Source organism: Anaerostipes caccae L1-92 (assembly GCF_014467075.1).
Lineage (GTDB): Bacteria > Bacillota > Clostridia > Lachnospirales > Lachnospiraceae > Anaerostipes > Anaerostipes caccae.
The window spans coordinates 1,130,188-1,154,014 of record NZ_AP023027.1 but is presented as its reverse complement, the minus strand read 5'-3'; the positions used below and the strand labels follow the sequence as shown (position 1 = coordinate 1,154,014).

Sequence of the window (23,827 nt, the reverse complement as noted above, 5' to 3'; positions counted from 1 at the left end):
AAACGTCAATTATTCCAGTGCTCCTTTTACTTTCTTTTTGCGCCCGCAGAGCCTGGCTTCCGCATTGTTTGCCTGATTTGCGTATGCATGTCTTCTCCCTTTTAAAAGAATCTTTCGCCCTTCTTCATTTCTTGTATAGACTAATTTGTAATTTCCTATGCTTTTTCTCATAGCTTGTGCAAAGGCCCCGGCATCTTGTCTGGTCTTCGCAAAGATGCCCGGAACACTGAAATAACTCTGCATCTTGTTCCAGCTCCTTTTTTCATACAGGAGATATCTCTGATTATCAATCTCTCCCAAAAACTCGTCTACACATGCAGAAAATAGATCCTTTTCCCTCACTGTCCCTCCCCTCAGATAAACAAAATAAAATAATCCCTTTTCTTCTGTCACAACTTTGGTATCAGAAGAGATTTGACCCTTTTGAATCAATGCTGATCTGATCCCTGTCCCAATCGCATTTAACCGTTTCAGAGGTGTCAGCAGCCTGACAATTCCTGTGCCGCAGCGGATCGTCAGCAGTACAAATAAACTCGTAGCTGCTGCCGAGAACAAAAGCGGAACCAGCCCCTCTGTGCTGAACGCTCCAGTGTATAGAATAAGATTGCATGTTTGAATAATCACCGCAAGCAGCTCAAAACCGATCAGATTAAAAAAACCAGCCCCCGGCTTCAAAACTGATTTGTCCATCACACATTCGTCGGTAATTTCCATTTTATCGAAGACAACGGCGGCCCGTTCCCACTTCTTTTGCAGACCTTCTCTGTCTTTGGCTCTTTTTTTCATCTCTTCATTGATTCTTTTCACTTCTTTTTCTGTATAGTGATTTTCGGCGAGATCAAGTCGTTCCATGCCGTTTTCAATGATATCTTCTGTATAACTGATGCCTAAAATTCCTTTCATCCTCCTGGACAGCATGGCAAAATCATCGGACAATTCTGCCTCCCCCGTTCCCATCAGCCGGCTGACTCTGGTCTGTCTGTTGGTAGTATCAAGGCACACCAAATGCCAGATGTTACTTGTCTTTTCCGGATTTCCTGGCATAATCCTGACAGCCCTCCCTCTCATCTGGTTGCTCAGTACAAAGGAACCGACAAAGCTTGCCAGAATCAAAGAGTTAATACAAGGAGAATCCCATCCCTCTCCTAAAAGTGACTTTGTCCCGATCAAAATCTGTACATAGCCGGCTTCAAAAGCCTCGGTTGCAATCCGGACCATATTCTGTTTTTTCCCGCGGACAGTAACTTTTGCATATCCCAAAGCCGTCCCTGATCTGTTCTTCATCTCCTCAAGCTGCAACTTGCTGCTGTCTCCCAGAATTCTCTTTGCCGTATCCGTTAAAAACTCTGATGCTTCAGACGGCAGAATCATCAGTTCTCCGCATACAACTCCGAGTCTTATCTCTGCTTCCAATTCTCTGCGCAGCATCTCGAACAGCGGTACTGCCCCTATTTTATCAGCTGGACGGTCTGGATCTCCTACAGCCTTCTCATATTCTCTCCTGATATAATCCGTCAGGATCAAAAGATTCAGCCCTTTTCCCATAGATTCATATTCAGCCGCTGCAATCTCCCTGATACTTTTCAGCTTTCCCCTGCTGTTAGTCAGCAGTTTTTCTATAGATTCATTGGCACACAGCGATACTCTTCTGCGCTCTATACATTTTCTGCGCTTTAAACTCTGGATTAAACCGCTGATGTAACCGGCATCTGCATCATAGCTGCCAGTGTCATCGAACAAAATTCCCTGAAGCAGCTGTTCCAGCCTTGAGATATCAAACTCCGGCAGACGCTTTATTCCCAATACCTTAAGCCATTTTTTTGGATAAGGAATTCCCTTAGCCTCCAGAAATGTCAGGACCGAGACAAGATACGCAGGTTTTTCCAGCAGTTCATCTGCAGACTGATCCGGATCCATAATCCCCTTTCGCGAGGCAGCAACAGCCGCAAAACTTTCATCTGCAGTCATTTCCTGAAACACCTTGCGGACCTCCCCGCGAAATGCATCTATCTGGGCTTTTTCATCCTCTGTCGGGTAATTAAAATACACATAATCCTGATGCGGGCACAGGCTGTGGTCCTGCACCAGCTCCGGCACAATGATCTCCTCATCAATCTCCCCGCAAAGTCCAATATACCGCTCCCACTGAGCCGATGTAGAATCATAAGGCGGTGTAGCCGTCAGGGAAACGACACAAACATTTTCCATCTTCATCATAAATTTTTCTAATGATTTCCACCACTCGCTGCGGAGATGATGACACTCATCAAGACAGATGGTCCCGATTTCTGCTGCTTTGACAGCATTTATAAGATTAAATACTTTAGAGTCCTCCTGTTCCGCTTCAAAAACGGACTTCGGCCCGTTAATTTGTTCCATTCCGAAATGGAGTGCCTGATATGTGACAGACGTTATCAGAGCCGGTGCGTGTATGTCATCTGAAAGCAGACTTTGATCGTCTTTTTGGATAAAAGCCTCTTTTACACGTTCCAGCCATTGCTGCCGGATTACTGCAGAAGGAGACAGGATGAGACACGGCCTGCCCAGACGCCGGATCAGCTCAATTCCAAGGGTGGTCTTACCAGAGCCAGGCGGTGCTACAATATGTATTTTCCCGTCCTTCAAATAAGTATCTGCACGGTCTAAAATCCTTTCTTGATAAGGGCGCCATGCTCCTTTGAATTTTAAAATATGATCATAAGAATTCATTTTTCACCTTTCTGAAACATCCGGCCGTGTCTCACAACATCTGTCTGTTTTTTACCGTCAAGTTTATTGTACCCAGTAATTTATGCTTTGACAACAATTCGTCCGTCCACAAAAAAAGATATCTTCAATATTTATGCGAAGATATCTTTTTACAGCTCTTTATTCTTTATCTGATTTTAATTTGTTAAAATAGGCTTTTGTCTCTGCGATCACAACCGGACTCAATGCTGCCAGAGCAATAAGGTTCGGAAGCGCCATAAGGGCATTAAAGATATCTGCGATCTTCCATACTGCTTCCACCGTCATAAACGGTCCGATAAACACAGCCAGAATATACAGGTACCGGTATCCCATCACGATCTTCATTCTGCCGTTTGTAAGGTATTCCAGGCACCGTTCCCCGTAATAATTCCACCCGAGAATTGTAGTAAATGCAAAAAACACCAGACAGAGCATCAGGATAAAGGACGGAACGACCGGCGGAAACGGCATTCCCATCTGGAACGCTTTTGTAGTAACTTCCACACCCTCAAGCCCTACATTCCATGTACCGGAGATGACAATGCTGAGCCCGGTCATGGTACAGATCACAATGGTATCGATAAAGGTACCTGTCATGGATACAAGTCCCTGGCGCACCGGCTCTTTTGTCTGGGCAGCAGCCGCCGCGATCGGCGCACTTCCAAGCCCCGCCTCATTGGAAAAGATACCTCTGGCGATTCCCGACTGCATCGCAGCCAGCATCGTTCCGAGCGCTCCTCCCGCCATTGCCTTGACACCAAATGCACTTTTTACTACAAGCGCGATCGCCGCAGGTACTTCCTGTATATTAAAAATGATAATACTCAGTGCAGCAAGAACGTAGGCCACTGCCATAAACGGTACGACGACCTGGGAAACAGCAGCAATTCTCTTGATTCCCCCGAGAACTACCGCCGCAACGCAGACCGTGATGATCACGCTGGCAACAAGCACCATATAGGAATAATCTTTTCCAAACAAGGAGATCATATGAGCGTTGTTCGGATCAAAAAAGTTCTTGACTGCCCCGGAAATCCCGTTCACCTGTGTAAATGTTCCGATTCCGAACAGACCGACGCCCGCTCCGAAAAAAGCAAAAATCTTAGCCAGCGGCCTCCATTTGCGCCCCATACCATTTTCTATGTAATAGAACGGCCCGCCGAGCACGTGTCCCTTCTCATCGATGGTCCGGTACTTGATCGCCAAAAGGCCTTCCGCATATTTGGTGGCCATACCGAAAAATGCCGCCAGGATCATCCAGAACAAAGCTCCCGGTCCCCCGGCACAAAGCGCCGTCGCTACTCCAACGATATTTCCGGTACCGATCGTTGCAGAAAGGGCCGTACAGAGAGCACCAAAACTGGTGACTTCCCCGGAGCCTCCCTCCTCATTTTTCACCATATATTTTAACGCCCTGGGAAGATGTCTGATCTGCAGAAGCCCCAAACGCACAGTGAGATAAATTCCCACAGATAAAATAAGGACGATCAGCGGTATCCCCCAAACTACATCGTCAAGCCAGATAATAAAATTGTTCAATTGTGTCAGCATGTTTCCTTCTCCTCTTTGGTTTCCTGTATTCTTTTTATTAAAAATTCATGGAGAACTCTTTGTATGGAATAAAAAAAGCCAAACCCAAAGTTTGACTAAGAAAGAGTAAGCAAATATACAGTACACCGAAAACGTGCCCCATGTTTATGTCTGCTCTGTCCTTTTGCCTGAGAGATAAACAGCCTGCGCTGCCGTACACCTTCGGCGCTCTTTCTTTGAGACTCTCCAGAGTGTATATAGTATCTATACATACGTTAAGATATTAACACACCTTGTTTTGCAAGGCAAGAAAATCTTACCTTGAATCCGTAAAAAAAATCCATTACCATTAGAAATAAAGAAAACCAGAAAGGAAACTCGCCGATGGAACACATGATACATGAAATTAAACCAGTTTTTAACGACAAATCCAGAATCCTGATCCTGGGAAGCTTCCCCTCTGTAAAATCCAGAGAAGGACAGTTTTTCTACCATCATCCTCAAAACCGCTTCTGGAAGGTGCTGGCTGCTTCCCTCTCCCAGTCTGTTCCCGCCACCGTAGAGGAGAAAACCATCTTTCTCCTGTCCAATCACATAGCGGTCTGGGACGTAATCGCATCCTGCGATATCCAGGGTTCCAGCGACAGTTCGATCCGAAACGTGACCCCCAACGACCTGACCAATCTGCTCTCCCTTGCACCGATCCGCAGCATTTACACCAACGGGGGAACTTCCCACAAATTATTCTGTAAACATATCGAACCTTCTCTGGGAAGATCCGCCGTCAAACTTCCATCTACGAGTCCGGCCAATGCGGCATGGACACTGGAACGTCTCGTGGGCGTCTGGGGCCCCGCCATCCGGAAAGGTTTATTTCCCGGAAAACCGGACAGTGATCTGACAGACTTCTGATTTCGTCCCCACCCTCAGAGGAGGCCCCCACACTCCTGCGCCTGAGGTGACGACAGAATTCATGTTTCCGATCTTCTTATAACCACAAGAGTTTTCCCACATCATGCCGGTCACAAGATTTCCCGGAAATATCTGCCCGTCGTGGGTATGTCCGGACAGGTCCAGATCGGCGCCAGCCTCCGACAGCTGTTTCAGCTCCTTCGGCTCATGATCCATGACGATAACCGGTTTTGTCAGGTCACAATCTTTTAAGAGATCTTCTGCATTTCTGCGCTGTTCTCCCATCTTCCCCGCCTTGGACGGATCTTTCCTGCCCGCCAGATAAAACGATCCGCCAATCAGGACTGTCTTGTCGTCCAAAAGCCTGATCCCCGATCGGGACAAAAACTCTTCCATTTCCCTGTCATTGTCAGGGTCCTTTTTTGTGCCGAATGTAAAGCCTCCGAGGATTTTTTCGCCTATATCATGATTTCCCCAGCACGCATATGTGCCGTAAGTACTCTGTATTTTCCTAAGCTCCTTCTCTATTTTTTCCGGATCTTTTACCGCCCTGAATTCATTGTCAAAAATGTCTCCTGCAATACAGACCAGATCAGGCTTCCCCCGATTGATCTGTTTTACCATCTTTTTCACCTGAGAAAGTCCGCTGTTATAACCTAGATGCAGATCTGCAGCTAAGGCGACTTTAAGCTCCTTTCTGCCTGCACAGGCTTTATCTGCCGTCACTTCATAATCGGTAGTAGCAACATGTCTGGCATGGATGCTGCCGTAAACCGTAAAAATCATGACCGCCGCCAGAATCATCACTCCTGCCGCCGCCAATATACTCTGGTCTTTCCTTGGGATAAAAAGTCCGATCAGATCACCGGCCGCTGCCAGAAAAAGTGCACAGAAAAAAATACCGATCCAGTAATTGCTCAGTATTTTAAAAATCCTCTGAATCCGTGACTGGGGCAGTACAAAAGCGATCAAAAGGGAAAAACCCGTGATCCAGTATAGAATTCTGTAACAGAAACGAATCTTTTCCGGATGGATCATATGAATACATACGGTAAGCCAGCTAAGGCTCCTCTTATATAAATAATAATTCAGCGCCAGATAAAACGGCGCCAATATCACTGCCAGCATACCTTTCCCTCAACTTTCTGCAATCTCTTTTACTGCCTCCACTGCCTGTTCTGTCTGTTCTCCTGTATTAAAGCTGGAAAAACTGAACCGGACCATTCCCTGTTCCTTTGTCCCGAACGCTTCGTGCATCAAAGGCGCACAATGTCCTCCGGATCTTGTACAAATCCCGTATTTCTCTGTCAGCAGATAACTTACTTCTCCGGAAACCATCTCTTTTATATTCAGACTCACAATCGGTGCCCTCTCCTCTTTTGAAAAGTCACCGTACAGAGTGACTCCCGGTATCTCACGGACCCCTTCATAAAACATGCCGGCCAGATGCTGTTCCTTCTGCCGGAGCTTTTCCATGCCCTGTGACCTGATATAATCGATGCCGGCTCCCAGCCCGGCAATGCCGTGGCCGTTTAAAGTGCCGGCTTCCAGCCGTTCCGGCATCTGCTCCGGCTGTCCTCTGTCAAAGGTTTTGATTCCGCTGCCCCCGGTTTTTAAAGGGGATATGAGAAGTCCCTTCCGTACCGCCATGCCTCCGGTCCCCTGGGGTCCAAGCAGACTTTTATGCCCCGTAAAACAAAAGACGTCCACATGATCTTTGAAAAGATCAACAGGAAAAACACCCGCGGTCTGTGCCCCGTCCACGATCATCAGGATTCCTCTCTCATGGGCCAGTCTCCCGATCTCCCGGATGTCCGTCAGATTTCCGGTCAGATTCGACGCATGGGTACAGACAACGGCTCTAGTGTTATTCTGAAACAAGGACTCTATATCCTGGGCACTCACATTCCCCAGCGCATCACATCCCGCAGCGGAGAGTTCCACTCCCTGCTGTTCCAGACGGTACAGGGGCCGCAGAACGCTGTTGTGTTCCAGCACGGTCGTCACCACATGATCACCGGGCCGGAGCAGTCCGCCGAGGACAGTGTTCAGGCTCTCCGTCACATTGGATGTAAATGCGATCTGAGAAGGCCCGCATCCAAACATAGTTCCAAGCTTTTCCCTCACTTCGTATATTGTTCTGGAAGCATCCAAAGACGCACCGTGCATCCCTCTGGAACTGTTTCCCATATGCCGGATGGCCTCCGCCACCGCAAGGGCCACGGATTCCGGGCGGTAATAGCTGGTCGCCGCACTGTCAAAATAAATCATAAATACCTCCCGGCTGTCATCACGGCTTAACGATATTCGATGCCTGCATCATCGTCTCTGCAATCATATACATATTTGTCACCTCTCCCACGGCGAGCTGTTCTTCCAGGCCGTAGTGATTCAGACAGGTCCCGCAGGTGAGAATCTCCGTTCCGCCTTCCTCCAGAGTTTTTAGATCTTTTAACGCATCGGACCCCTCACAGGAAAGCTTCGCCCCATTATTAAACAAAAGAATCCTGTCCGGTTTTTGGTCCAGCTGGGTCAGCGCAAAGACAAACCCTTTCATGAGCATCTTCCCGAGCACCTGGTCTCCCTCTCCCATCTTATCCGAAGAAAGCACGACAACCGTATCTCCTGCCTTTCCCTCAACAGACATCGGTTTCTCCTCCTGCTGTTCCTTCGGCTGCACTGTCTTTTCAGAGCCCGCTGTCATTCTTACTTCGTACAGGTTTTCCTCTGTCTCTCTGGACACAAACCCATATTGCTTCTGCACTGCTAGCTTTGACAGGTTCTGGACTGCAATGTCATTGTCTACGATCACCGTGACTGTTCCGCCCTCCGGTGTTTCTTCCAAAGCCTTCTTTGCCAGGATCACCGGCATCGGGCACTGTTTTCCGACCGCGTTAATTCTTTTTTCCATCGTTCTTCCTTTCCCTTAGTAAACAAGAATCTTCTTCTCTCTCCGTTTTGTAATCCTGCCCACAGCAGCACACGGCAGGCCGAGCTTTTTTAACTTTTCCAGCGCACTCTGTGCATCTTCCGGACGAATACCTGCCAGGAGCCCTCCCGAAGTCTGGGGATCAAACAGGATTTCCTCCATCCAGAACGGAACATCTGAAAACTCTACATCACTTCCGACCGAATTTCTGTTTCTCTGTCCCGCCGCGGTCAGATAAAATTCATCTGCATACCGCGCCGCATCCTCTATATATGGGATTTGGGAAGAGTCGATTTGGGCCGAATACTGCTCTCCGATCATTTCGGACAGGTGTTTTAAAAAGCCGAAGCCCGTAACATCTGTACAGCCGTGGACCTCATATCCCGAAAGGACTTCTGCCGCATATTTATTCAATGTAGTCATAGAGTTCACCGCCTGTTCATAGGCCGCAGCGGAAGCCTCCTTCATCTGGTTTGCCGCCAGCACGATTCCGGCCCCCAGAGGTTTTGTCAGCAGAAGGACATCTCCTTCCCTGACGCCATTATTTGCGAGAATCTTTTCCGGATGAATGGTCCCCATGACCGACAGGCCGTATTTCACATCCACATCCGCGATAGAATGTCCGCCGGCCAGCGTTCCTCCTGCCTCAGTCACTTTAGAATTCCCGCCCAGCAGGATTTCTCCCAGTATGTTTAAATCCATCTTTTCCGGAAAGCACACGATATTCAGGGCAGTCTTCACCGTACCGCCCATCGCATAAATGTCACTCAGTGCATTGGCGGCCGCGATCTGACCGAATATATAAGGGTCCTCCACCATAGGCGGAAAAAAATCCAGTGTCTGTACCACGGCCAGATCATCGCTGAGTCTGTAGACCGCCGCATCATCCGCATGATCAAATCCGATCAGCAGATTCTCATCTTTCTTCTTAGGGATTTTACTTAAGACGTGCTCCAGCATCCCCGGCCCGAGCTTTGCCGTACATCCTCCGCTTTTGCAGAACACGATTTTTTCTTCACTCATAAAACCCTCCTTATAACAGAATCCGGTAAATTCCTTCTGTTCCGATGGACTGCCCGCTCAGAACTTCTTTCACCGCAGCTTCCGCTTCCGGCTCTGCGCACCATGCCATGCCGCAGCCCGCCGTAATAGAAGGAGGAACCGCGATCAGCCTTCCTCCCACACCCCGCTGTCTGCAGTACTTCTCCATCGCCATGGCATTGGTAGTATTAGGAAACGCAACTACCAGCATTAATTTCTTTTCCCTCATAGGACAAACTCTTCTCCGGCCTTTGTGATCTCTCTGACGATGCCCTGATAAGCCCGTCCGTCATCACAGTTCAGATAATGTCTGGATATTTTATATTCTCCGAATGCGTGCATCGGAAAAACCGCTTTTGGCTGAATCTCTTCTATGAAATAATTGATTCCTTTACAATATTTATCCTCCTGCCTCGGATCAAGGAGAAGAAATGCAAGATCGATCTCTCTTCCTTTCAGGCGGGCTACTTCCTCTTTATAGAACCTGACCATAAATTCATTGTCATCTTCCGGCTCTCCGTTCCAGTACCACCAGTTTAAATCCCCTGCATGATAGATCGTCCTTCCCTCGGCAGTCACCAGGAATGCAACGCCTTCATCATTGGATTTCAGCGTCTCCACCCGGACAGAGCCGATCATTTTATTTTCATGTTCTCTGATCTTTGTAATATTTTCGGAAACCTGAACTGCTATATCATCCGATAAGATATACTTTACGTTCGGGTACTTTTTTTCCAGCTCAAAAATCTTTTGGCAGAAGTGATCCGGATGACTGTGAGAAGAAAAAACATAAATTTCTTTCTCTCTTGGCATCTCCGGGAATTCCCCTTTGTAATAATCAAATATCAGTACCGTCTTCTCTAACTCCACACAAAAACCGCTGTGTTCAATAAATGTAACTTTCATTGCCTATTTACCTCCTGTCGCTAAAATCTTTTCTTTCAGACTCGGATCAAATGACCCGTTTTTGAGCATCTCGATCTCATATTTATACGGAGGATAAGAATTTTTGGTCCCTTCCTCCTTAATATACGGAGTCTCCAAAATCTTCGGCACCTGTGTGAAATCTTCATGGTGCACGATGTGATTCAGTGCATCGAAACCAATCTCTCCGAAGCCAATATTTTCATGTCTGTCTTTCGCCGCACCCCGGGGATTTTTGCTGTCATTAATGTGGAACACTGCAATCTGCTCTTTTCCTACGGCCTTATCAAAGGAATCCATGACTCCCTCAAAATCACCGACAATATCAAGCCCGCTGTCGCTGGTGTGGCAGGTATCGAAGCATACTCTTAATTTATCATTATATTTAACGCCGTCGTAGATACGCTTTAGTTCGTCAAAATTCCTTCCGACTTCACTGCCCTTTCCGGCCATGGTCTCCAGAGCCACAAAAACCGGTGTATCTTTTGTGAGAACTTCATTCAGCCCTTCAACGATACGTTCAATTCCTGCATCCTCTCCGGCGCCCACATGAGCTCCGGGATGAAGTACCAGGGTTCTGCTTCCCATGGCACTGGTCCGCTCGATTTCAAGTGCTAAAAACTCCACTGCCAGTTCAAATGTCTCCGGCTTCACCGTATTTCCGAGATTGATGATGTACGGTGCATGGACGACAAATGATTCAATTCCTGACTCCTCCATCAGAGCTTTTGCTTCCTCAATCCTAAGCTCGCTTATATCCTTTCTCCTTGTATTTTGCGGCGCACCTGTGTACACCATAAATGTATTGGCTCCATAGGACAATGCTTCTTTGACTGATCCAAGAAACATCTCCTTTCCCTTCATTCCTACATGTGATCCTATTAACATCTATTTTCATTCCTTTTCTATTGTATTTATAAAGCATCTCTTATTATAAATGAAACCCTCTGAAATGTAAAAGGTCTCATGTTCAGAAAAAAATACAAATTTTTATTTGCATTTCCATAAAATCCATGATATTATAACTGTGTTGTGCAGTCGTGGCGGAATTGGCATACGCGCTAGACTAAGGATCTAGTCCGGGCTAACTGGGTGAGGGTTCAAGTCCCTCCGACTGCATTCTTTTTATGCAAAAGACTGCTGTACCATTGATTTATCATCATCGGTACAGCAGTCTTTTCTCTATATATACCCGTCTTAAATTTCGCTGTTCCAGGCATGAGCTAAAATATCTTTCAATACCAGGCCTGCATCTGTGTCGTTATATCCATAGTCTCTTTTCAAACTTTCCAGCATTCGTTTCATTTCACCTGCATATTTTTCCACTTCAACTTCTTCCTGATACGAAGTCAGTATCGGGTATTTCTTAGCCCACACTTTTGTCCAGTCAACCTTCTGCTGAATCTCTTCGTTTGTATTTTCAATCGCCTGCTCGATTTCTTTTAATTCAATATCAAATTCGATCAATTCATCCAGCGACACATGATACAGCACTGCGAGATTTTTGGACTGGCGTATATCAGGAAGAGTTTCCCCCGTCTCCCACTTTGAGATTGTCTGCCTGCTCACCCCTAATTTGCCCGCCACATCTTCCTGTGATAAGCCGCTTTTCTTTCTTGCATTGAATAGACTGTTTCCTAAATTCATGACTCTTATACCTCCTTCTCATTTAGTATAAGACGATAAGAAAACGAATACCACCAAAGATACTGTTCAATTCTGCACTTTTTCTTAACAGTCAAAGAAAAAACCCTGCCGGTACTTACCGTGCAAAGTTTTTTCTCTTTTTATTCTATAATTGAAATCCGGCTTCCCGCTTTCAGCTCTGGCATTTGATCCTGTTCCACACAGATGCTTCCCGGAAGACATTCCCTGTCCCCATGAAAGAAAACTGTCAAGTGCCCCAGTTTTCCAAGGTTTTCAGCCGCAATGCTGCCCACCTCTGTAATCTTATACTCTTTTTCGTCGATGACCAGTCTGCTGCCCGGTTTTATTTCTCCCATGACAGGATTCACTTCGACAAAATAGCAGAAGTCTTTCAGGCTTACAAGCGCAGGCTCACCAAATGTAATAAAAAAACCTTTTTTAGCAAACGCCTCCACATCACTTCCTACCGCTTTCACTGTTGTATGGTAGATCATCATTTATCACCCTTTCTTTAAAGAAGCTCCCGCTCAATGCGCTCTCTTGCTTCCGGCGCCTGTTTCTCCATCTTTTCCGGAAAACCGAACATAGATACACATGCGATGTTGTCTCCTCCCGCTTTCGGTGCATGTTCTTTCAGCTGTTTATTGGCAAAATCCATCTCTCTCAGAGTCTCAAAAATCCCTACAAAATCCACGTCTCCCTCGCCCATAGCCAAATGCTGGTGAATCGTCACATCGGCCTTTCCGCGGCCGTTTAACCATGGCGGGTTGGCGATATAGCGGCAGTCCAGAGTCTGGTTGAACGTATCCGCAAACAGCACATGGGTCAGTTCTTCTCCCGCATATTTTAACATAGATCTCACATCACCTTTCCCCTCGTCATAGAAAAATCCGTGGGGAGAAGAGTATACATATCCAAGGTTCGGAGACCGGAAGGATTTCACCAGATCACAGGTCTCATCGTTCAGCTCACAGAAATCATACGGATGAGACTGAATCTCTACGCGGAGTCCTTCCCGTTCGATGATCGGGAGCAGTTCCTCCATTGACCGAAACCACATGCCGTTGCAGATTTCCTGCTGATTGGGATCACCGGAGAGTTCTGTGTTGATCACAGGCACGCCCATGTCCACGGCGATCTCAATCATCCGTTTCCAGTTGGCTACTGCCATCTTCCGCTGTTCTTCTGTCGGTCCGGACCAGCGGTATACCACGATAAAAGAGGAGATCTCCACTCCGGTTTCCCGGAGTGCTTTTCTGTATTCCGTCTCACATTCTTTGGAAAACAGAGGATGTTTATAAAATGGATTGATCCTCGGATGCGGAGACTGTTCGATGTATTTATAACCCCAGTCCGCCACCTGGTGGACCATCCGGTTAATGTCCATCTGCTTTGCCAGCACATCCACGTCAAATGCTATTTTCATAGAGCAATTCTCCTTTCAAACAACCTATAAACCTGTTTTTTCTGCAATATATTTTCGTGCCTTCAATGCATATTCTAAAGGATTGGCAGCGGCAGGGTCCTGCTCTGCCTCTACTACAACGTATCCTTCATATCCGCTCTTTTCGATGATGTCAAAGATCGGTTCGAAGTCCACATCCCCGTCTCCGGGAACTGTGAATGTTCCTTTTCTGACTCCTTTTAAAAAGCTCCAGCCTTCTTTTTTAGACTGGTTTACCACATCGGTGCGGAGATCCTTTAAATGGATATGTCTGGTTCTGTCAATGTACTTTTTAAGAACTTTCACCGGGTCGATTCCTGCAAAAGAACAGTGTCCGCTGTCAAACAGCAGGTAAACAAGCTCCGGATCAACTTCTGCCATAAAACGGTCGATCTCTTCTTCCGTCTGTACGACAGTTCCCATATGATGGTGGAAAGTCAGAGTCATTCCCTTGTCTTTTGCAATTTTCCCGAGTTTATTCAGTCCTTCTGTGAGAAGCTTCCACTCCTCATCGTTCATCACATATTTCCCTTCAAAGACCGGCTGATCCTTTCCCTGCGTACTGTAACTCTGCTCGGACACGCCGATGACTTTCGCCCCCATAGCTTTCAGGAAATCGGTCTGTTCAATAAACTCTTTTTCTGTCTCTTCATATGGCTTTGAGATCAGGAAACTTGAAAACCAGCAGTTGCAGATTTCAATTCCTCTTAATTCCAGGGCTTTTTTCAATGTTTTCACATCTTTCGGATATTTCCCGCCGATCTCAGATCCTGTAAATCCCGCCAAAGCCATTTCACTGACACACTGTTCAAAGGTATTTTCTTTGCCCAGATCCGGCATATCGTCATTGGTCCACCCGATCGGCGCAATCCCCAATTTTACTTTCTTTTTATCCAACATATCGATCATTACCTCTTTCTATAATTACTCAAAGTTTTCCTGACAATTCTCTGACAGTCAGCTCCGCTATCATTTCTTTGTATGTCTTATCCAGTTTATAGCACAGGGCAATCAGCAGCATTACGATCCACACCACAATCGGCACATACAGATATGTTGCCTTTATGACTGCGATGGCTGCCGGCGCCTGCTCAGCCGCTGTCTGGGCCATTCCGTTGTATCCTACATAGGAAAGTGCGGCTCCAAGTGCGGCATTGGTAATCCCTGCTCCAAATTTCTGTCCAAAACTCATGGAAGAGAACATAAGACCCTCGATCCGTTTTCCGGTCTTCCACTGTCCATATTCGATCGCATCACTTGGCAGTGAATACTGAACTCCGTAAAATGGTGACATCCCGATACCACGAATGATGGAAGAAAAAATCGCCAGAGGTACACTCGTAATATTAAACAAAAAGATGATCTGTCCCGCAATTCCGAGGAAACATCCTGCTGCGATCATATTTCTTTTCCCATACTTTGGTATCAGTTTTGGAAGAAGGAGGATTACAAAAATCATAGGTACCTTCTCAGCCATGGATAACGGCATGACCAGATTGACATCATTCAACACATACTGGCAGTAATAGGTAAGGTCAATTCCAAGGATGATCTGATAAATTGTATAAAACAGCATCAGTCCCAGGGAAATTAAAAAGTATCGGTTCTTAGCCATCAGCTTTAAAGCTGTGAACACCGGGAGTTTTTCCTCGGATTTTTCAGAGACTTTTACACGCTCTTTACAGCAGCGGAATGTGTTTAACAGGATAAGGACAGAGATGACAGAAAACACTGCTGTAACAATAATCCAGGCAAGCTGCGTATTATCAATTTTCACTGCTACCCAGTTAATGATCGGGAGGGTCAGCGCTGTGACAACCATACTTGCTGTGATGGATAAAGACATACGGATGTTGCTGATTGTCTCCCTTTCATGTTTATCCCTGCTCATCAGAGAGCCAAGCGTATGGAACGGCTGGCTGATCCCGGTATACATGATGGTGTTAAGTAAGTTATATGTAATAAATACATAAGCGATCTGCACGGTTTTTGTCCCCTGCGGTACTGTCATCAGCAGGACCGCGGCAATTGCATAAGGAATCACAAGCCTTAAGATCCACACTCTGGCTTTCCCATATTTGGAATGTGTCCGGTCAATGATGGTTCCCATAATCACATCGGAAACTCCGTCAAAGGCTCTGGACGCCAGCATGATCATACCAACGATTCCTGCCGAGAGTCCTATGACATTTGTATAGAAGTAAACCAGCAAAGTATTTGCCAAAGTATATACGACTGTCAGCGCCGGATCACCTATGCAGTAAGCGAGTTTTTCTGATAACCTGACTTTGGCGAACTCACCTTCTATCTCTTCAAAATTCTCTTCTGCATTGATCTTCCTCTTTGTTGTTTGTTCACTCATAGACATCTTTGTCCCCCTTGTGCTTTACGCAAAGTATTTTGCTACGAAATCCCTCGTCACTTCAGCAGATTTTTTCACGTTCTCGTCATGGGACATTTCATAATATTCCGGACGGAATTCTTCAATTGTACACACTCCGTCAAATCCGATTTTCTTTAAAGCGGCTGCGATTCCCGCATGATCTACCACTCCCTCTCCCGGCCACAGACGTTTGTCATCACCGCAGGAACCAAGGGGCAGATCTTCACAGTCATTTAAGTGGTAAGCAAATATCTTCTTTCCGTCTGCCGCTTCTAAATCTTCTAATTTAGAACACATCTCATGGAAATGGAAGGTATCAACTGTCACACCTACATTATCTCGTCCTGTCGCTTTTACTACATCATAGGCAGTTCCAAACTGATTGATCGAACAGTTCGGAGCACCGCAGAATTCCAATGAAATCTTAATGTCTTCTCCAACTTTATCGGATAAATAGCGCAGACGTTCTGCAGCTTCTTCTTTGATCTCTGTAATGCTCTTATCTTTTACATCAAAAGACGGCACTGTGATCAGCATTTTCATACCAATGGCTTTACATACTTCAATGATGAAATCAGTCTCCTCATCGATCTCCTTCACTCCTGCTTCATCTCTTTGATTGAAGAAAATCAGAGTGTTGTAAGCCCATGGTTTTAAATGATGATTTTTAAACCAGTCAGCCAGCTCTTGAAGTGTATGTTCTTTCAAATAATCTTTTACACAGTCAAATCTGATCTCTATGTAATCAAACCCATATTTTTCACAGGCTTCCAGGTCAGCCATCAGGGACTGTCCTTTACATTCCAGTGCAGTTGCTTCATTAAATCCAATCTTCATTATTATATCCTCCTGAGTTTTTGCTTTATTTATAAAATTCCGGTTTTTCTGCTGTCACAATCGGTTCAATCTGTCCGCTCTCCTGTGCTTTCACCAATGCATCCGCTGTTACAGCTGCCAGGTATCCGTCCCATGCAGTCGGTCCGTTGATGATTCCTTCTTCCGCACAGTCAACCCAGTTCTGGACTTCTGTGTCATAAGCGTCCTCAAATCTTACAAAGCAGTCTGTATCAATCGTTGTGGATACTGATGCATTCTTTCTGATGCTCGGATAAGAAGGCTCGGCCATCTTGATTGCGCCATCTTCGCATACGACTTCACAGTTGATATCATATCCGAATTTGCAGTTTACAAAGACTTCCACATCAATGCAGATACCCTTCTTTGTGCGGAGCAGCATGATCTGAGGATCTTTTAATTCTGAGTGGGAATATTTTGTCACTTTCGGCATGATCACCTGCGCACTCTCATATTCATCATCTACTAACCAGTGCAGTGTATCAATCTCATGAATTGCTGTGTCATGGACCGCCATCGGTGTATTGTAGTTTGTTCCGACTTCAGGGTTTCTGTGCGTACAGTGAAGGATCAATGGCTCACCGTATTCTCCGGACTGAAGTGCCTCTTTTACTTGAACATATCCTTTATCATACCTTCTCATAAATCCAAGCTGGATCAAATGCTTTCCTGAAGCGGATTCTGCATCCACAATCTTTTTACAGTCCTCTGCAGTTGTTGCCAATGGCTTTTCACAGAAAACTCTTTTTCCCGCTTCAATTGCCTGTAATAAAGAATCTGTATGTGCAAAACCAGGGGATACAATAAATACAGCCTCCACATCAGGATCATTGATTAAATCTTTTCCATCCGTATATACTTTGGCTCCCCCTGCCAATGCAGCCGCTTCTTTTGCCCCTTCTTCGAAGACATCAGACACTGCCACTACATTTGCTCCCTGGATTTTGTTCGTGAGACGTTTAATATGATCTTTTCCCATTCCGCCGCATCCGATTACACCTACATTTAACATTACTCTACCTCCATATGTTTGTTATTGACTTGTTGTTTCATTTTGATTGTGAACTTATGATAACATTGCGTGCGCGTGCACGCAATCAACAATATGCACAATTATTCTAATTATTTTTTAGGTATATTCACTTGTATTATTCTTTTTGCACAAAAAAATACAATATCATCCTGCGATATTGTATTTTTATTTATACACTTTATATAAATAGTCCTTTTGAATTAATAATGTATTGATAATATTTTTATCATATTTTTATGAGATTAAAGATTACATCTTGTTTTGATCACAATATCCGTATACCAAAACTCACCCTGTCTTGTTGGATTGCCGCAGAGTGTATGAAACAATTCCATGACCGACTCATATCCCTGGACATAGGAATTCTGTCTCAGAATAAAATTAATGACCCCCTCTTTAAGATTTTTCCGGTTTTCCCCCTCGTAGTCATGGGCAATAACCTTGATTTTCTGCTCCAGCCTGTATTTTTTTAATGTATCACATACTCCGCTTTCCCCCTGTGCCGTGAGATAGACACCTGCCAGATTCGGTGTCTCTTCCAGCTGCTCTTCCAAAAGCTTTCCCGCAACCCAGTCGTCATCATAAGCATATCTTGGCTCCAGCACCTTTATCCCTGGATAATGGTGTTCCAGTTCGTCCGTGAATCCCCTCGTACGCTCCATAGTCGCCACATTTTCCTGGGAGCCTGACAGGATCATAACCTGTCCGTCCCCGGGGATAATTTCGCCCATGAGTCCTCCCGCAACCCTGCCGCTGGCGTAAGAATCCTGTCCAATAAAGCAGAGCCTTTTTGTATCTTCCAGATCGGAGTTGATCGTAATAACTGAGATTCCATCTTTTTCCACGAACTCATTAATGGTCTTTTTCAATAATTCATCATCTGTCGGAACAAGTGCGATTCCTTTTACCCCGGCTTCCCTGAAATCCTTCATAATCCTGAGCAGTTTCTTTACATCCCCGCCGTGGATACGTTCCACAAAAACCTGTCCTCCAAAGCGTTCTACTTCCTCCTTCGCAGATTCCGTGCCTTCCAGCACAGCCTTCATAAACGGGGTCTCTGCATATTGAATGATAACTCCGATCTGAAGTGCGTGATTTGCGGTGGAAAGTGCCTTCGCCGCCATATTGGGCTGATATCCAAGTTCCTTTGCGATCTCTTTAATCTTCTCTGCTACTTCCGGGCGAATTCTCCCCCGGTTATTTAATGCCCGGTCAACCGTACCTCTGGATACCCCGGCCAGGTCTGCAATCTGCTGAATCGTAACTGCCATACTCTTTCTCCTCCTGCGTTCTCGTGCACGCATTGTTGATACTATTGTATCATACTCTGCTGAATATTCAATAATCTCTGGTTTTCTCCCGGCATGGAATCAGATTTCTTTATAAAAAAGAAGAAGTGTCCCGGTAAGTTGAGCCGGTACGCTTCTCCTTTTTAACAAAATATAATTTGGAATACCCTTACTTGCAGTTAAAGATTTCAATATGGCGTTTTACGTTGTCATAGACACCCTTTACCATAGCTTCATTCATATCAAAATAATTATGTTTTCCTTCTGTCTCTATGTATTTTTCTACTTCTTTCGTCAGACTGTTAAAGCTTGCTGTTGCAATGTTGACCTTGCAGATTCCAAGAGAAATAGCTTTTCTGAAGTCATCATCTGTAATTCCGCTTCCGCCGTGAAGCACCAGAGGTTTCCCGGTAATATCGCGGATTTCTTCTAAAACACCAAATTCCAGCGTCGGCGCCACCGGATAATCCCCATGCGCATTTCCGATGGCCACTGCCAGCGCATCTACATCGGTCTGTTCACAGAATATTCTTGCATCCTGCGGATTGGTACACTGAATCCCGTGATCACTCTTTCCGTCTTCGCTTCCGCCCACAAGACCTAGTTCGGCCTCCACAGTTGCTCCATACTCTGCTGCCAGTTTCACCACTTCTTTTGTCTTTTTTATATTTTCCTCAAACGGATCTCTGGAAGCATCCAGCATGACAGAAGTAAATCCTAATTCCAGCGCCTTTTTTACAGTCTCCAGTGTGAGACCGTGATCTAAATGAACTGCTACATCCACCTTCGCTTCCTTTGCGGCCTGGACCATCATCGGGCCCATTAAATGCAGGGGAGAATGTTGCAAACGCACCTCTGCAATCTGCAGAATGATCGGTGTATTCATTTCTTCTGCGGCTTTGACGGCCCCTTTGATCATCTCCATATTTCCGACACTGAATGCGCCGCATCCTCTGTTTTCTTCTTTTGCCTGCTGCAGTAATTGTTTCATTTTTACTAATGCCATAATTGATACTTCCTTCCTCTTTATATCATTTCAACTGTAACTTTATCTGTGGTTTTAACTCTTGTTTCTGTTCTTCCTGTTTTTCATTTTTTATTTCTTTTTCCAGCTTAGTTAAAAACAGAAATGCCGCTGCTGAAAATACAAAGCCGATAAAAAATGTCATATTCACTGGGTACTGCCCTGCCGCAATAAAGTTTGTAATGCAGGGAGACAACGCTGTCACAACAACAATCCCAAACATCACGATTCCATAATTCTGCCCGGAATGTTTCAGTCCGAAAATGGAGCTTGCCAGAGAAGGAAAACTCCCCATAATTCCTCCAAAACAGCCATAGATCAGAATCACCGCCAGAGTTGTCAGTATTTTCTGTCCTGTTATCAGAAACACCATAGCTGCCATAGAAAGCAGAATCACACCTTTGATGCACTGTATCCTGCCGATTTTATCTGAAAGGGACGGGAGCACGAGCCTCATCCCTGCATTCAATATGGAACCTGCCATGACCGAACCCACTGCAAGAGCTGCGCTGACGCCTCGGTCCGTCTGCAGTGTCTGCGATAACGGCGATGTGAGGTAATATGCCATAAGCCCGCACATCATTGTGCACAGCAAGTAATAAAATTTTCTGGTCTTCACCATCTCTGCCGAGGTGTATTGATGCGTTTCCCCGTAAAATACCGCTATTTTTTCCTCTGCTGTTTCCTCTGGTTTCCTGATAAACATGGTTCCCAAAATCCACGAGACTCCAATCAGTAATCCCACAGTCAAAAATGCCAGCTGCGGACCTCCGGCTTCCAAAAGTGTTTTGCTGATTGGTGCCATCAGAAGGCCGCAGATCCCGTTTGCCGTGATCACAACACCGGATGCAAACCCTGTTCTTCCCGGAAACCACTTCTGCGCTGTGGAGAGAATCGGTGCATAGATCATTCCAGATCCGATGCCCTGCATAACTCCAAATGTCAGATACATCCATATGGGTGACGGAAGAAGCATATATCTTGAAATCAGGACCCCGGCGGTCAGGATTCCTCCTCCGATAAACATGGCCGGTGCGGGCCCTTTTTTGTCCTGAAACCTGCCGCCTAAAATATTTCCCAGCACAAAAAACATCGTGGGAAGATAAAAGCAGATGGATGCCTGACCAGTGCTCCACCTGGCTGCTTTCATCACATACGGCTGATAAATAGACCACACATGAGGATAACCGGTAAACAATATGGCAAAGGCTCCAAAAACCATCATTGCATTTCGTCTTTTTCTGTTCATAACACACTTCCCAACTTTTATGGTTATATTTTGATTAACTTTTGAGTTTATATTAGCACTTCAATGAAATATTGTCAACAATAATATCAACAATCTCTCATATTGTAACAGACAAAGCAATCGGGCAGGAAGGGAATAATTTCATTTTCCTTCCTGCCCGATTGCTCATTTAGATTCAACTCTGCCATGTTATCACTTTTATTCCGGGAAGTGTTCACCTGCAAGATACACCGTGTTTCTTGCGTTTCCGCACTTCTTTAAGATGTTCTTTTTTACAAGACTTCCGATAATACCTCTTGCTCGTCTATTTTTTACCCCAAGCAGCCCGGTCACTTGTGAAGTCGTGCAGCTGCCATTTCTTTTTACAAATCTGACTATTGTAATTTCTTGATCCGGCATTCCGGCAATGCCGGATTGTGCCGGATTTCCAAATTGTGCCGAATCCTCTTTCATCATTTCCGAATTAATATTGGGGGCTGATTTCCGATACAAATTCACCCGGAAGTCTCCATCAAAATCAAAAAATTCCGGCTCAGGCAAGCCATATTCATTGCATTCCCGAATAATACGAGGAATGCCGCTGCCCCATTTTTCAATAATCTTCATGTAGGAAAATGCGTTAGCAATCGCTCTGTTTCTAATCTTAGAATAACCTTCCTTCATCTTAGCAATGGAAACGCCGTTCAACAACATACCGGGAGAAGTAACCTCCAGTCGGTCATCGAACAACGCTATTTGAATATTGCCTGATTCCAAATAGCTGCGGTGGGCAACAGAATTTGCGATCAACTCACGCACACTGTCCAAAGGCAGTTCGTAAACGTCCTGCCGGTACATTCCTTGAATTTTCATGCCACGATTAATTTTCTCCTGCACGTACTGGAAAGCCGCTTCCATTTGATCCTGAATGGAGCCTTCAAATTCTCGGCGGTCTACAAAATACGCTCTGTCAGTTCCCTTGAAAACAGCACATTGAATCATTGGCTGCTCCTGTGCCTTTCCTGTCAGCAGCGCATAGGCATTGGTCGGAACAGCTGTTCTATTCTTTTCTATCAAAACACCCCAAGAAATCAGAACGTTTTGCGTGAGGTCTTTGACTTTTGCCTTCTCTGCATCAGTCAGAGTGTTCCGCAGCGCCATTGCTTTCATATTGGAACACAGAATAGCAATATCCTCAGAAGTGACATCTAGTCCTTCACAGGGTTCGCAGTCATAATAACGGTTCTGGCCTTCCAGAATCAGCTCCTGCACTTGATAACGCTCTGCATGACGTGTCGTACCGCTCACCCGGACATACGTCCCATCCAAAAGACCTTGGCTCTTGATATAGTAAGGACGCGTCATACCAGACATAATTTCCACTTCAATAATGGATTTCCCACCAACTTCCTGCACACCGATACTGGGTATGATTCTCGGTTCACAGCTGTCAAAAATGGCATTGGTAATATCATCCATCTTCTGAAAAACCTCTTCTTTTGAAAAGCCAGTGACATTCCACGTATTATTTTCCACACCAAAGATCAGCTTGCCGCCTTTGCCGTTGGCAAAGGCCACAACAGTCTTCATATACCTATCGCTTTTTGCCGGGATTTCTTCTTTGAATTCCACATTGTCGGATTCGCCGGCAAAAATTTCTTCTGCTGTCATTTATCACACCTCCTGTTCTATTCAAAATATTATACTCCAATTCTGCCCACAAAACTTATTTTAATTATTATAACACTTTATTTTATCCCTCGGCTAAAACATAGAAAAAAGAAGGAAAATAATCTGCTATTCTCCTTCTTCCCTATATGATATATAATTATTATTCTGTCTATCCTATTTAGCTTTCACAGCTTTAACCGCTTCCGTAAGCTTCGGCACGATCGCATTTAAGTCTCCTACGATTCCAAGATCCGCAATGTCAAAGATCGGCGCATCCTCATCGCGGTTGATAGCAACGATAAAATCAGAGTTTTCCATACCGGCTGCATGCTGGATGGCTCCTGAAATACCGCAGGCCAGATATAATTCGGGACGAACCGTCTTTCCTGTCTGTCCGACCTGGCGGTCAGCGCTGATCCATCCTGAATCCACACATGCTCTGGAAGAAGATACTTCGCCTTCCATAACACCGGCAAGTTCCTCTAACATCTTAAATTTCTCTGCGCTTCCAATCCCGCGTCCTCCGGAAACAAGGATCTTCGCTTCTGTGATATCCACAGATTTATGAGCCGTCTTCACGGTCTCACGTACCTTTACATTCATGTCTGCATCAGAGAATTCCACCTTGAATTCTTCAACTTCACCGCTTCTGGATGCATCGCTTTCCAGCGCTTTCATAACACCCGGACGGACGGTTGCCATCTGAGGACGGAAATCTTCACATACGATCGTTGCCATGATATTTCCGCCGAATGCCGGACGGGTCATCATAAGAAGCTTTGTCTCCTCATCAATTTCGAGTGCAGTACAGTCTGCTGTCAGTCCTGTGTGAATTCTTGCAGATACTCTCGGTGCAAGGTCACGTCCAATGGAAGATGCCCCATAAAGCACGATCTCGGGATCTTTTGCATTGATCACCGCTGTAAGTGCCTTTGTATAAGGCTCTGTCACATACTCTTCCAGCATAACATCATCTACAACAACGACTTTATCTGCTCCGCAGGCAATCAGTTCCTGCGCTTTATCTTTCACGCCTGACCCGAGCAGCACTGCAGCAACCTGCTGTCCAAGATCATCTGCCAGTTCTCTTGCTTTGCCAACTAATTCGATTCCGACTTTCTGAAGTTCGCCGTCTCTCTGTTCAGCGAATACGTATACGTCTCTGCTCATTTTTCATTCTCCTCCTC

At 45.5% G+C, this 23,827-nt stretch carries 22 protein-coding genes, 1 tRNA gene and 1 riboswitch; of the genes, 2 read left to right on the top strand and 21 right to left on the bottom strand.

All coding sequences use genetic code 11. The annotated features are described in order from the left end of the window. Nucleotides 1-9 precede the first annotated feature (9 nt). Complete coding sequence (locus ANCC_RS05655; RefSeq protein ID WP_156340634.1) at nt 10-2,709, bottom strand: DEAD/DEAH box helicase family protein; 2,700 nt, start codon at nt 2,707-2,709, stop codon at nt 10-12. A gap of 159 nt (nt 2,710-2,868) precedes the next feature. After that, nucleotides 2,869-4,281 carry an alanine/glycine:cation symporter family protein gene (locus tag ANCC_RS05650; RefSeq protein ID WP_006565954.1) on the bottom strand — a complete coding sequence of 471 codons (1,413 nt, stop codon included), beginning with the start codon at nt 4,279-4,281 and terminating at the stop codon, nt 2,869-2,871. Between the two features lie 145 nt (nt 4,282-4,426). Further along, nucleotides 4,427-4,520: riboswitch (glycine riboswitch) on the bottom strand. Between the two features lie 124 nt (nt 4,521-4,644). On the opposite strand from ANCC_RS05650, the gene ANCC_RS05645 reads away from it, so the two are divergent. Beyond that, complete coding sequence (locus ANCC_RS05645; RefSeq protein WP_022261149.1) at nt 4,645-5,172, top strand: DNA-deoxyinosine glycosylase; 528 nt, start codon at nt 4,645-4,647, stop codon at nt 5,170-5,172. On the opposite strand, the gene ANCC_RS05640 is transcribed toward ANCC_RS05645, so the two are convergent. From ANCC_RS05640 to ANCC_RS05610, 7 genes are read right to left on the bottom strand one after another with little or no spacing between them, the layout of a single operon-like run. Beyond that, nucleotides 5,131-6,300, bottom strand: a complete 1,170-nt coding sequence (locus ANCC_RS05640; RefSeq protein ID WP_006565958.1) for a metallophosphoesterase — start codon at nt 6,298-6,300, stop codon at nt 5,131-5,133. The genes ANCC_RS05645 and ANCC_RS05640 overlap by 42 nt on opposite strands. Nucleotides 6,301-6,309: 9 nt before the next feature. Then, complete coding sequence (locus tag ANCC_RS05635; protein WP_006565959.1) at nt 6,310-7,443, bottom strand: aminotransferase class V-fold PLP-dependent enzyme; 1,134 nt, start codon at nt 7,441-7,443, stop codon at nt 6,310-6,312. Nucleotides 7,444-7,462: 19 nt separating this feature from the next. Then, nucleotides 7,463-8,083, bottom strand: coding sequence for a sulfurtransferase-like selenium metabolism protein YedF (gene yedF, locus ANCC_RS05630; RefSeq protein ID WP_006565960.1), 621 nt, complete (start codon nt 8,081-8,083; stop codon nt 7,463-7,465). A gap of 15 nt (nt 8,084-8,098) precedes the next feature. Then, on the bottom strand, nt 8,099-9,124 hold the full coding sequence (selD, locus tag ANCC_RS05625; protein WP_006565961.1) for a selenide, water dikinase SelD: 1,026 nt from the start codon (nt 9,122-9,124) through the stop codon (nt 8,099-8,101). A 10-nt stretch (nt 9,125-9,134) separates the two neighbouring features. Then, the gene (locus ANCC_RS05620; RefSeq protein ID WP_006565962.1) at nt 9,135-9,371 is read right to left on the bottom strand and encodes a putative Se/S carrier protein; all 237 of its coding nucleotides are present in this window, start codon (nt 9,369-9,371) and stop codon (nt 9,135-9,137) included. Next, nucleotides 9,368-10,048, bottom strand: a complete 681-nt coding sequence (locus ANCC_RS05615) for an MBL fold metallo-hydrolase (protein WP_006565963.1) — start codon at nt 10,046-10,048, stop codon at nt 9,368-9,370. The genes ANCC_RS05620 and ANCC_RS05615 overlap by 4 nt, the downstream gene beginning before the upstream one ends. Before the next feature lie 3 nt (nt 10,049-10,051). Next, entirely contained in the window at nt 10,052-10,954 is a 903-nt protein-coding gene (locus ANCC_RS05610; RefSeq protein WP_006565964.1) for a deoxyribonuclease IV, read from the bottom strand. A gap of 146 nt (nt 10,955-11,100) precedes the next feature. Here ANCC_RS05610 and ANCC_RS05605 point away from each other — a divergent pair. Then, nucleotides 11,101-11,185, top strand: a tRNA-Leu gene (locus ANCC_RS05605). A 78-nt stretch (nt 11,186-11,263) separates the two neighbouring features. Here ANCC_RS05605 and ANCC_RS05600 read toward each other — a convergent pair. The 12 genes from ANCC_RS05600 to ANCC_RS05545 form a co-directional block, all read right to left on the bottom strand. Then, nucleotides 11,264-11,713, bottom strand: coding sequence for a helix-turn-helix transcriptional regulator (locus tag ANCC_RS05600; protein WP_006565966.1), 450 nt, complete (start codon nt 11,711-11,713; stop codon nt 11,264-11,266). 140 nt (nt 11,714-11,853) lie between these two features. Further along, entirely contained in the window at nt 11,854-12,210 is a 357-nt protein-coding gene (locus ANCC_RS05595) for a PTS glucitol/sorbitol transporter subunit IIA (protein WP_006565967.1), read from the bottom strand. Nucleotides 12,211-12,224: 14 nt separating this feature from the next. After that, entirely contained in the window at nt 12,225-13,139 is a 915-nt protein-coding gene (locus tag ANCC_RS05590) for a sugar phosphate isomerase/epimerase family protein (RefSeq protein ID WP_006565968.1), read from the bottom strand. A 24-nt stretch (nt 13,140-13,163) separates the two neighbouring features. Further along, the gene (gene iolE, locus ANCC_RS05585; RefSeq protein WP_039946242.1) at nt 13,164-14,057 is read right to left on the bottom strand and encodes a myo-inosose-2 dehydratase; all 894 of its coding nucleotides are present in this window, start codon (nt 14,055-14,057) and stop codon (nt 13,164-13,166) included. 28 nt (nt 14,058-14,085) lie between these two features. Beyond that, a complete protein-coding gene (locus ANCC_RS05580; RefSeq protein ID WP_006565970.1) occupies nt 14,086-15,519 on the bottom strand; it encodes an MFS transporter in 1,434 nt (477 codons plus the stop codon). 24 nt (nt 15,520-15,543) lie between these two features. Next, nucleotides 15,544-16,377 (bottom strand): sugar phosphate isomerase/epimerase family protein, encoded by an 834-nt coding sequence (locus ANCC_RS05575; RefSeq protein WP_006565971.1) that lies wholly within the window; start codon nt 16,375-16,377, stop codon nt 15,544-15,546. Nucleotides 16,378-16,402: 25 nt separating this feature from the next. Then, on the bottom strand, nt 16,403-17,407 hold the full coding sequence (locus ANCC_RS05570; protein ID WP_006565972.1) for a Gfo/Idh/MocA family protein: 1,005 nt from the start codon (nt 17,405-17,407) through the stop codon (nt 16,403-16,405). 263 nt (nt 17,408-17,670) lie between these two features. After that, on the bottom strand, nt 17,671-18,699 hold the full coding sequence (locus ANCC_RS05565; protein ID WP_006565973.1) for a LacI family DNA-binding transcriptional regulator: 1,029 nt from the start codon (nt 18,697-18,699) through the stop codon (nt 17,671-17,673). Nucleotides 18,700-18,886: 187 nt separating this feature from the next. Then, nucleotides 18,887-19,723, bottom strand: coding sequence for a class II fructose-bisphosphate aldolase (locus tag ANCC_RS05560; RefSeq protein WP_006565974.1), 837 nt, complete (start codon nt 19,721-19,723; stop codon nt 18,887-18,889). Nucleotides 19,724-19,748: 25 nt separating this feature from the next. Continuing rightward, nucleotides 19,749-20,990 (bottom strand): MFS transporter, encoded by a 1,242-nt coding sequence (locus tag ANCC_RS05555; RefSeq protein WP_006565975.1) that lies wholly within the window; start codon nt 20,988-20,990, stop codon nt 19,749-19,751. 198 nt (nt 20,991-21,188) lie between these two features. Beyond that, nucleotides 21,189-22,640 (bottom strand): ATP-binding protein, encoded by a 1,452-nt coding sequence (locus ANCC_RS05550; RefSeq protein ID WP_006565976.1) that lies wholly within the window; start codon nt 22,638-22,640, stop codon nt 21,189-21,191. A 174-nt stretch (nt 22,641-22,814) separates the two neighbouring features. Continuing rightward, nucleotides 22,815-23,810: an electron transfer flavoprotein subunit alpha/FixB family protein gene (locus ANCC_RS05545; RefSeq protein ID WP_006565977.1), complete on the bottom strand. Its 996-nt coding sequence runs from the start codon at nt 23,808-23,810 to the stop codon at nt 22,815-22,817. Nucleotides 23,811-23,827: the final 17 nt, after the last annotated feature.

Bases quoted from the DNA above. Each gene is read 5' to 3' on its own strand.
- ANCC_RS05555 (WP_006565975.1), bottom strand. From the start codon at position 20,990: ATGAACAGAAAAAGACGAAATGCAATGATGGTTTTTGGAGCCTTTGCC.
- ANCC_RS05570 (WP_006565972.1), bottom strand. From the start codon at position 17,407: ATGTTAAATGTAGGTGTAATCGGATGCGGCGGAATGGGAAAAGATCAT.
- ANCC_RS05565 (WP_006565973.1), bottom strand. From the start codon at position 18,699: ATGGCAGTTACGATTCAGCAGATTGCAGACCTGGCCGGGGTATCCAGA.
- ANCC_RS05615 (WP_006565963.1), bottom strand. From the start codon at position 10,048: ATGAAAGTTACATTTATTGAACACAGCGGTTTTTGTGTGGAGTTAGAG.
- ANCC_RS05645 (WP_022261149.1), top strand. From the start codon at position 4,645: ATGGAACACATGATACATGAAATTAAACCAGTTTTTAACGACAAATCC.
- ANCC_RS05600 (WP_006565966.1), bottom strand. From the start codon at position 11,713: ATGAATTTAGGAAACAGTCTATTCAATGCAAGAAAGAAAAGCGGCTTA.
- ANCC_RS05595 (WP_006565967.1), bottom strand. From the start codon at position 12,210: ATGATGATCTACCATACAACAGTGAAAGCGGTAGGAAGTGATGTGGAG.
- iolE (WP_039946242.1), bottom strand. From the start codon at position 14,057: ATGTTGGATAAAAAGAAAGTAAAATTGGGGATTGCGCCGATCGGGTGG.
- ANCC_RS05610 (WP_006565964.1), bottom strand. From the start codon at position 10,954: ATGTTAATAGGATCACATGTAGGAATGAAGGGAAAGGAGATGTTTCTT.
- ANCC_RS05640 (WP_006565958.1), bottom strand. From the start codon at position 6,300: ATGCTGGCAGTGATATTGGCGCCGTTTTATCTGGCGCTGAATTATTAT.
- ANCC_RS05655 (WP_156340634.1), bottom strand. From the start codon at position 2,709: ATGAATTCTTATGATCATATTTTAAAATTCAAAGGAGCATGGCGCCCT.
- yedF (WP_006565960.1), bottom strand. From the start codon at position 8,083: ATGGAAAAAAGAATTAACGCGGTCGGAAAACAGTGCCCGATGCCGGTG.
- ANCC_RS05550 (WP_006565976.1), bottom strand. From the start codon at position 22,640: ATGACAGCAGAAGAAATTTTTGCCGGCGAATCCGACAATGTGGAATTC.
- ANCC_RS05575 (WP_006565971.1), bottom strand. From the start codon at position 16,377: ATGAAGATTGGATTTAATGAAGCAACTGCACTGGAATGTAAAGGACAG.
- ANCC_RS05580 (WP_006565970.1), bottom strand. From the start codon at position 15,519: ATGAGTGAACAAACAACAAAGAGGAAGATCAATGCAGAAGAGAATTTT.
- ANCC_RS05635 (WP_006565959.1), bottom strand. From the start codon at position 7,443: ATGATTTATTTTGACAGTGCGGCGACCAGCTATTACCGCCCGGAATCC.
- ANCC_RS05560 (WP_006565974.1), bottom strand. From the start codon at position 19,723: ATGGCATTAGTAAAAATGAAACAATTACTGCAGCAGGCAAAAGAAGAA.
- ANCC_RS05620 (WP_006565962.1), bottom strand. From the start codon at position 9,371: ATGAGGGAAAAGAAATTAATGCTGGTAGTTGCGTTTCCTAATACTACC.
- selD (WP_006565961.1), bottom strand. From the start codon at position 9,124: ATGAGTGAAGAAAAAATCGTGTTCTGCAAAAGCGGAGGATGTACGGCA.
- ANCC_RS05545 (WP_006565977.1), bottom strand. From the start codon at position 23,810: ATGAGCAGAGACGTATACGTATTCGCTGAACAGAGAGACGGCGAACTT.
- ANCC_RS05590 (WP_006565968.1), bottom strand. From the start codon at position 13,139: ATGAAAATAGCATTTGACGTGGATGTGCTGGCAAAGCAGATGGACATT.
- ANCC_RS05650 (WP_006565954.1), bottom strand. From the start codon at position 4,281: ATGCTGACACAATTGAACAATTTTATTATCTGGCTTGACGATGTAGTT.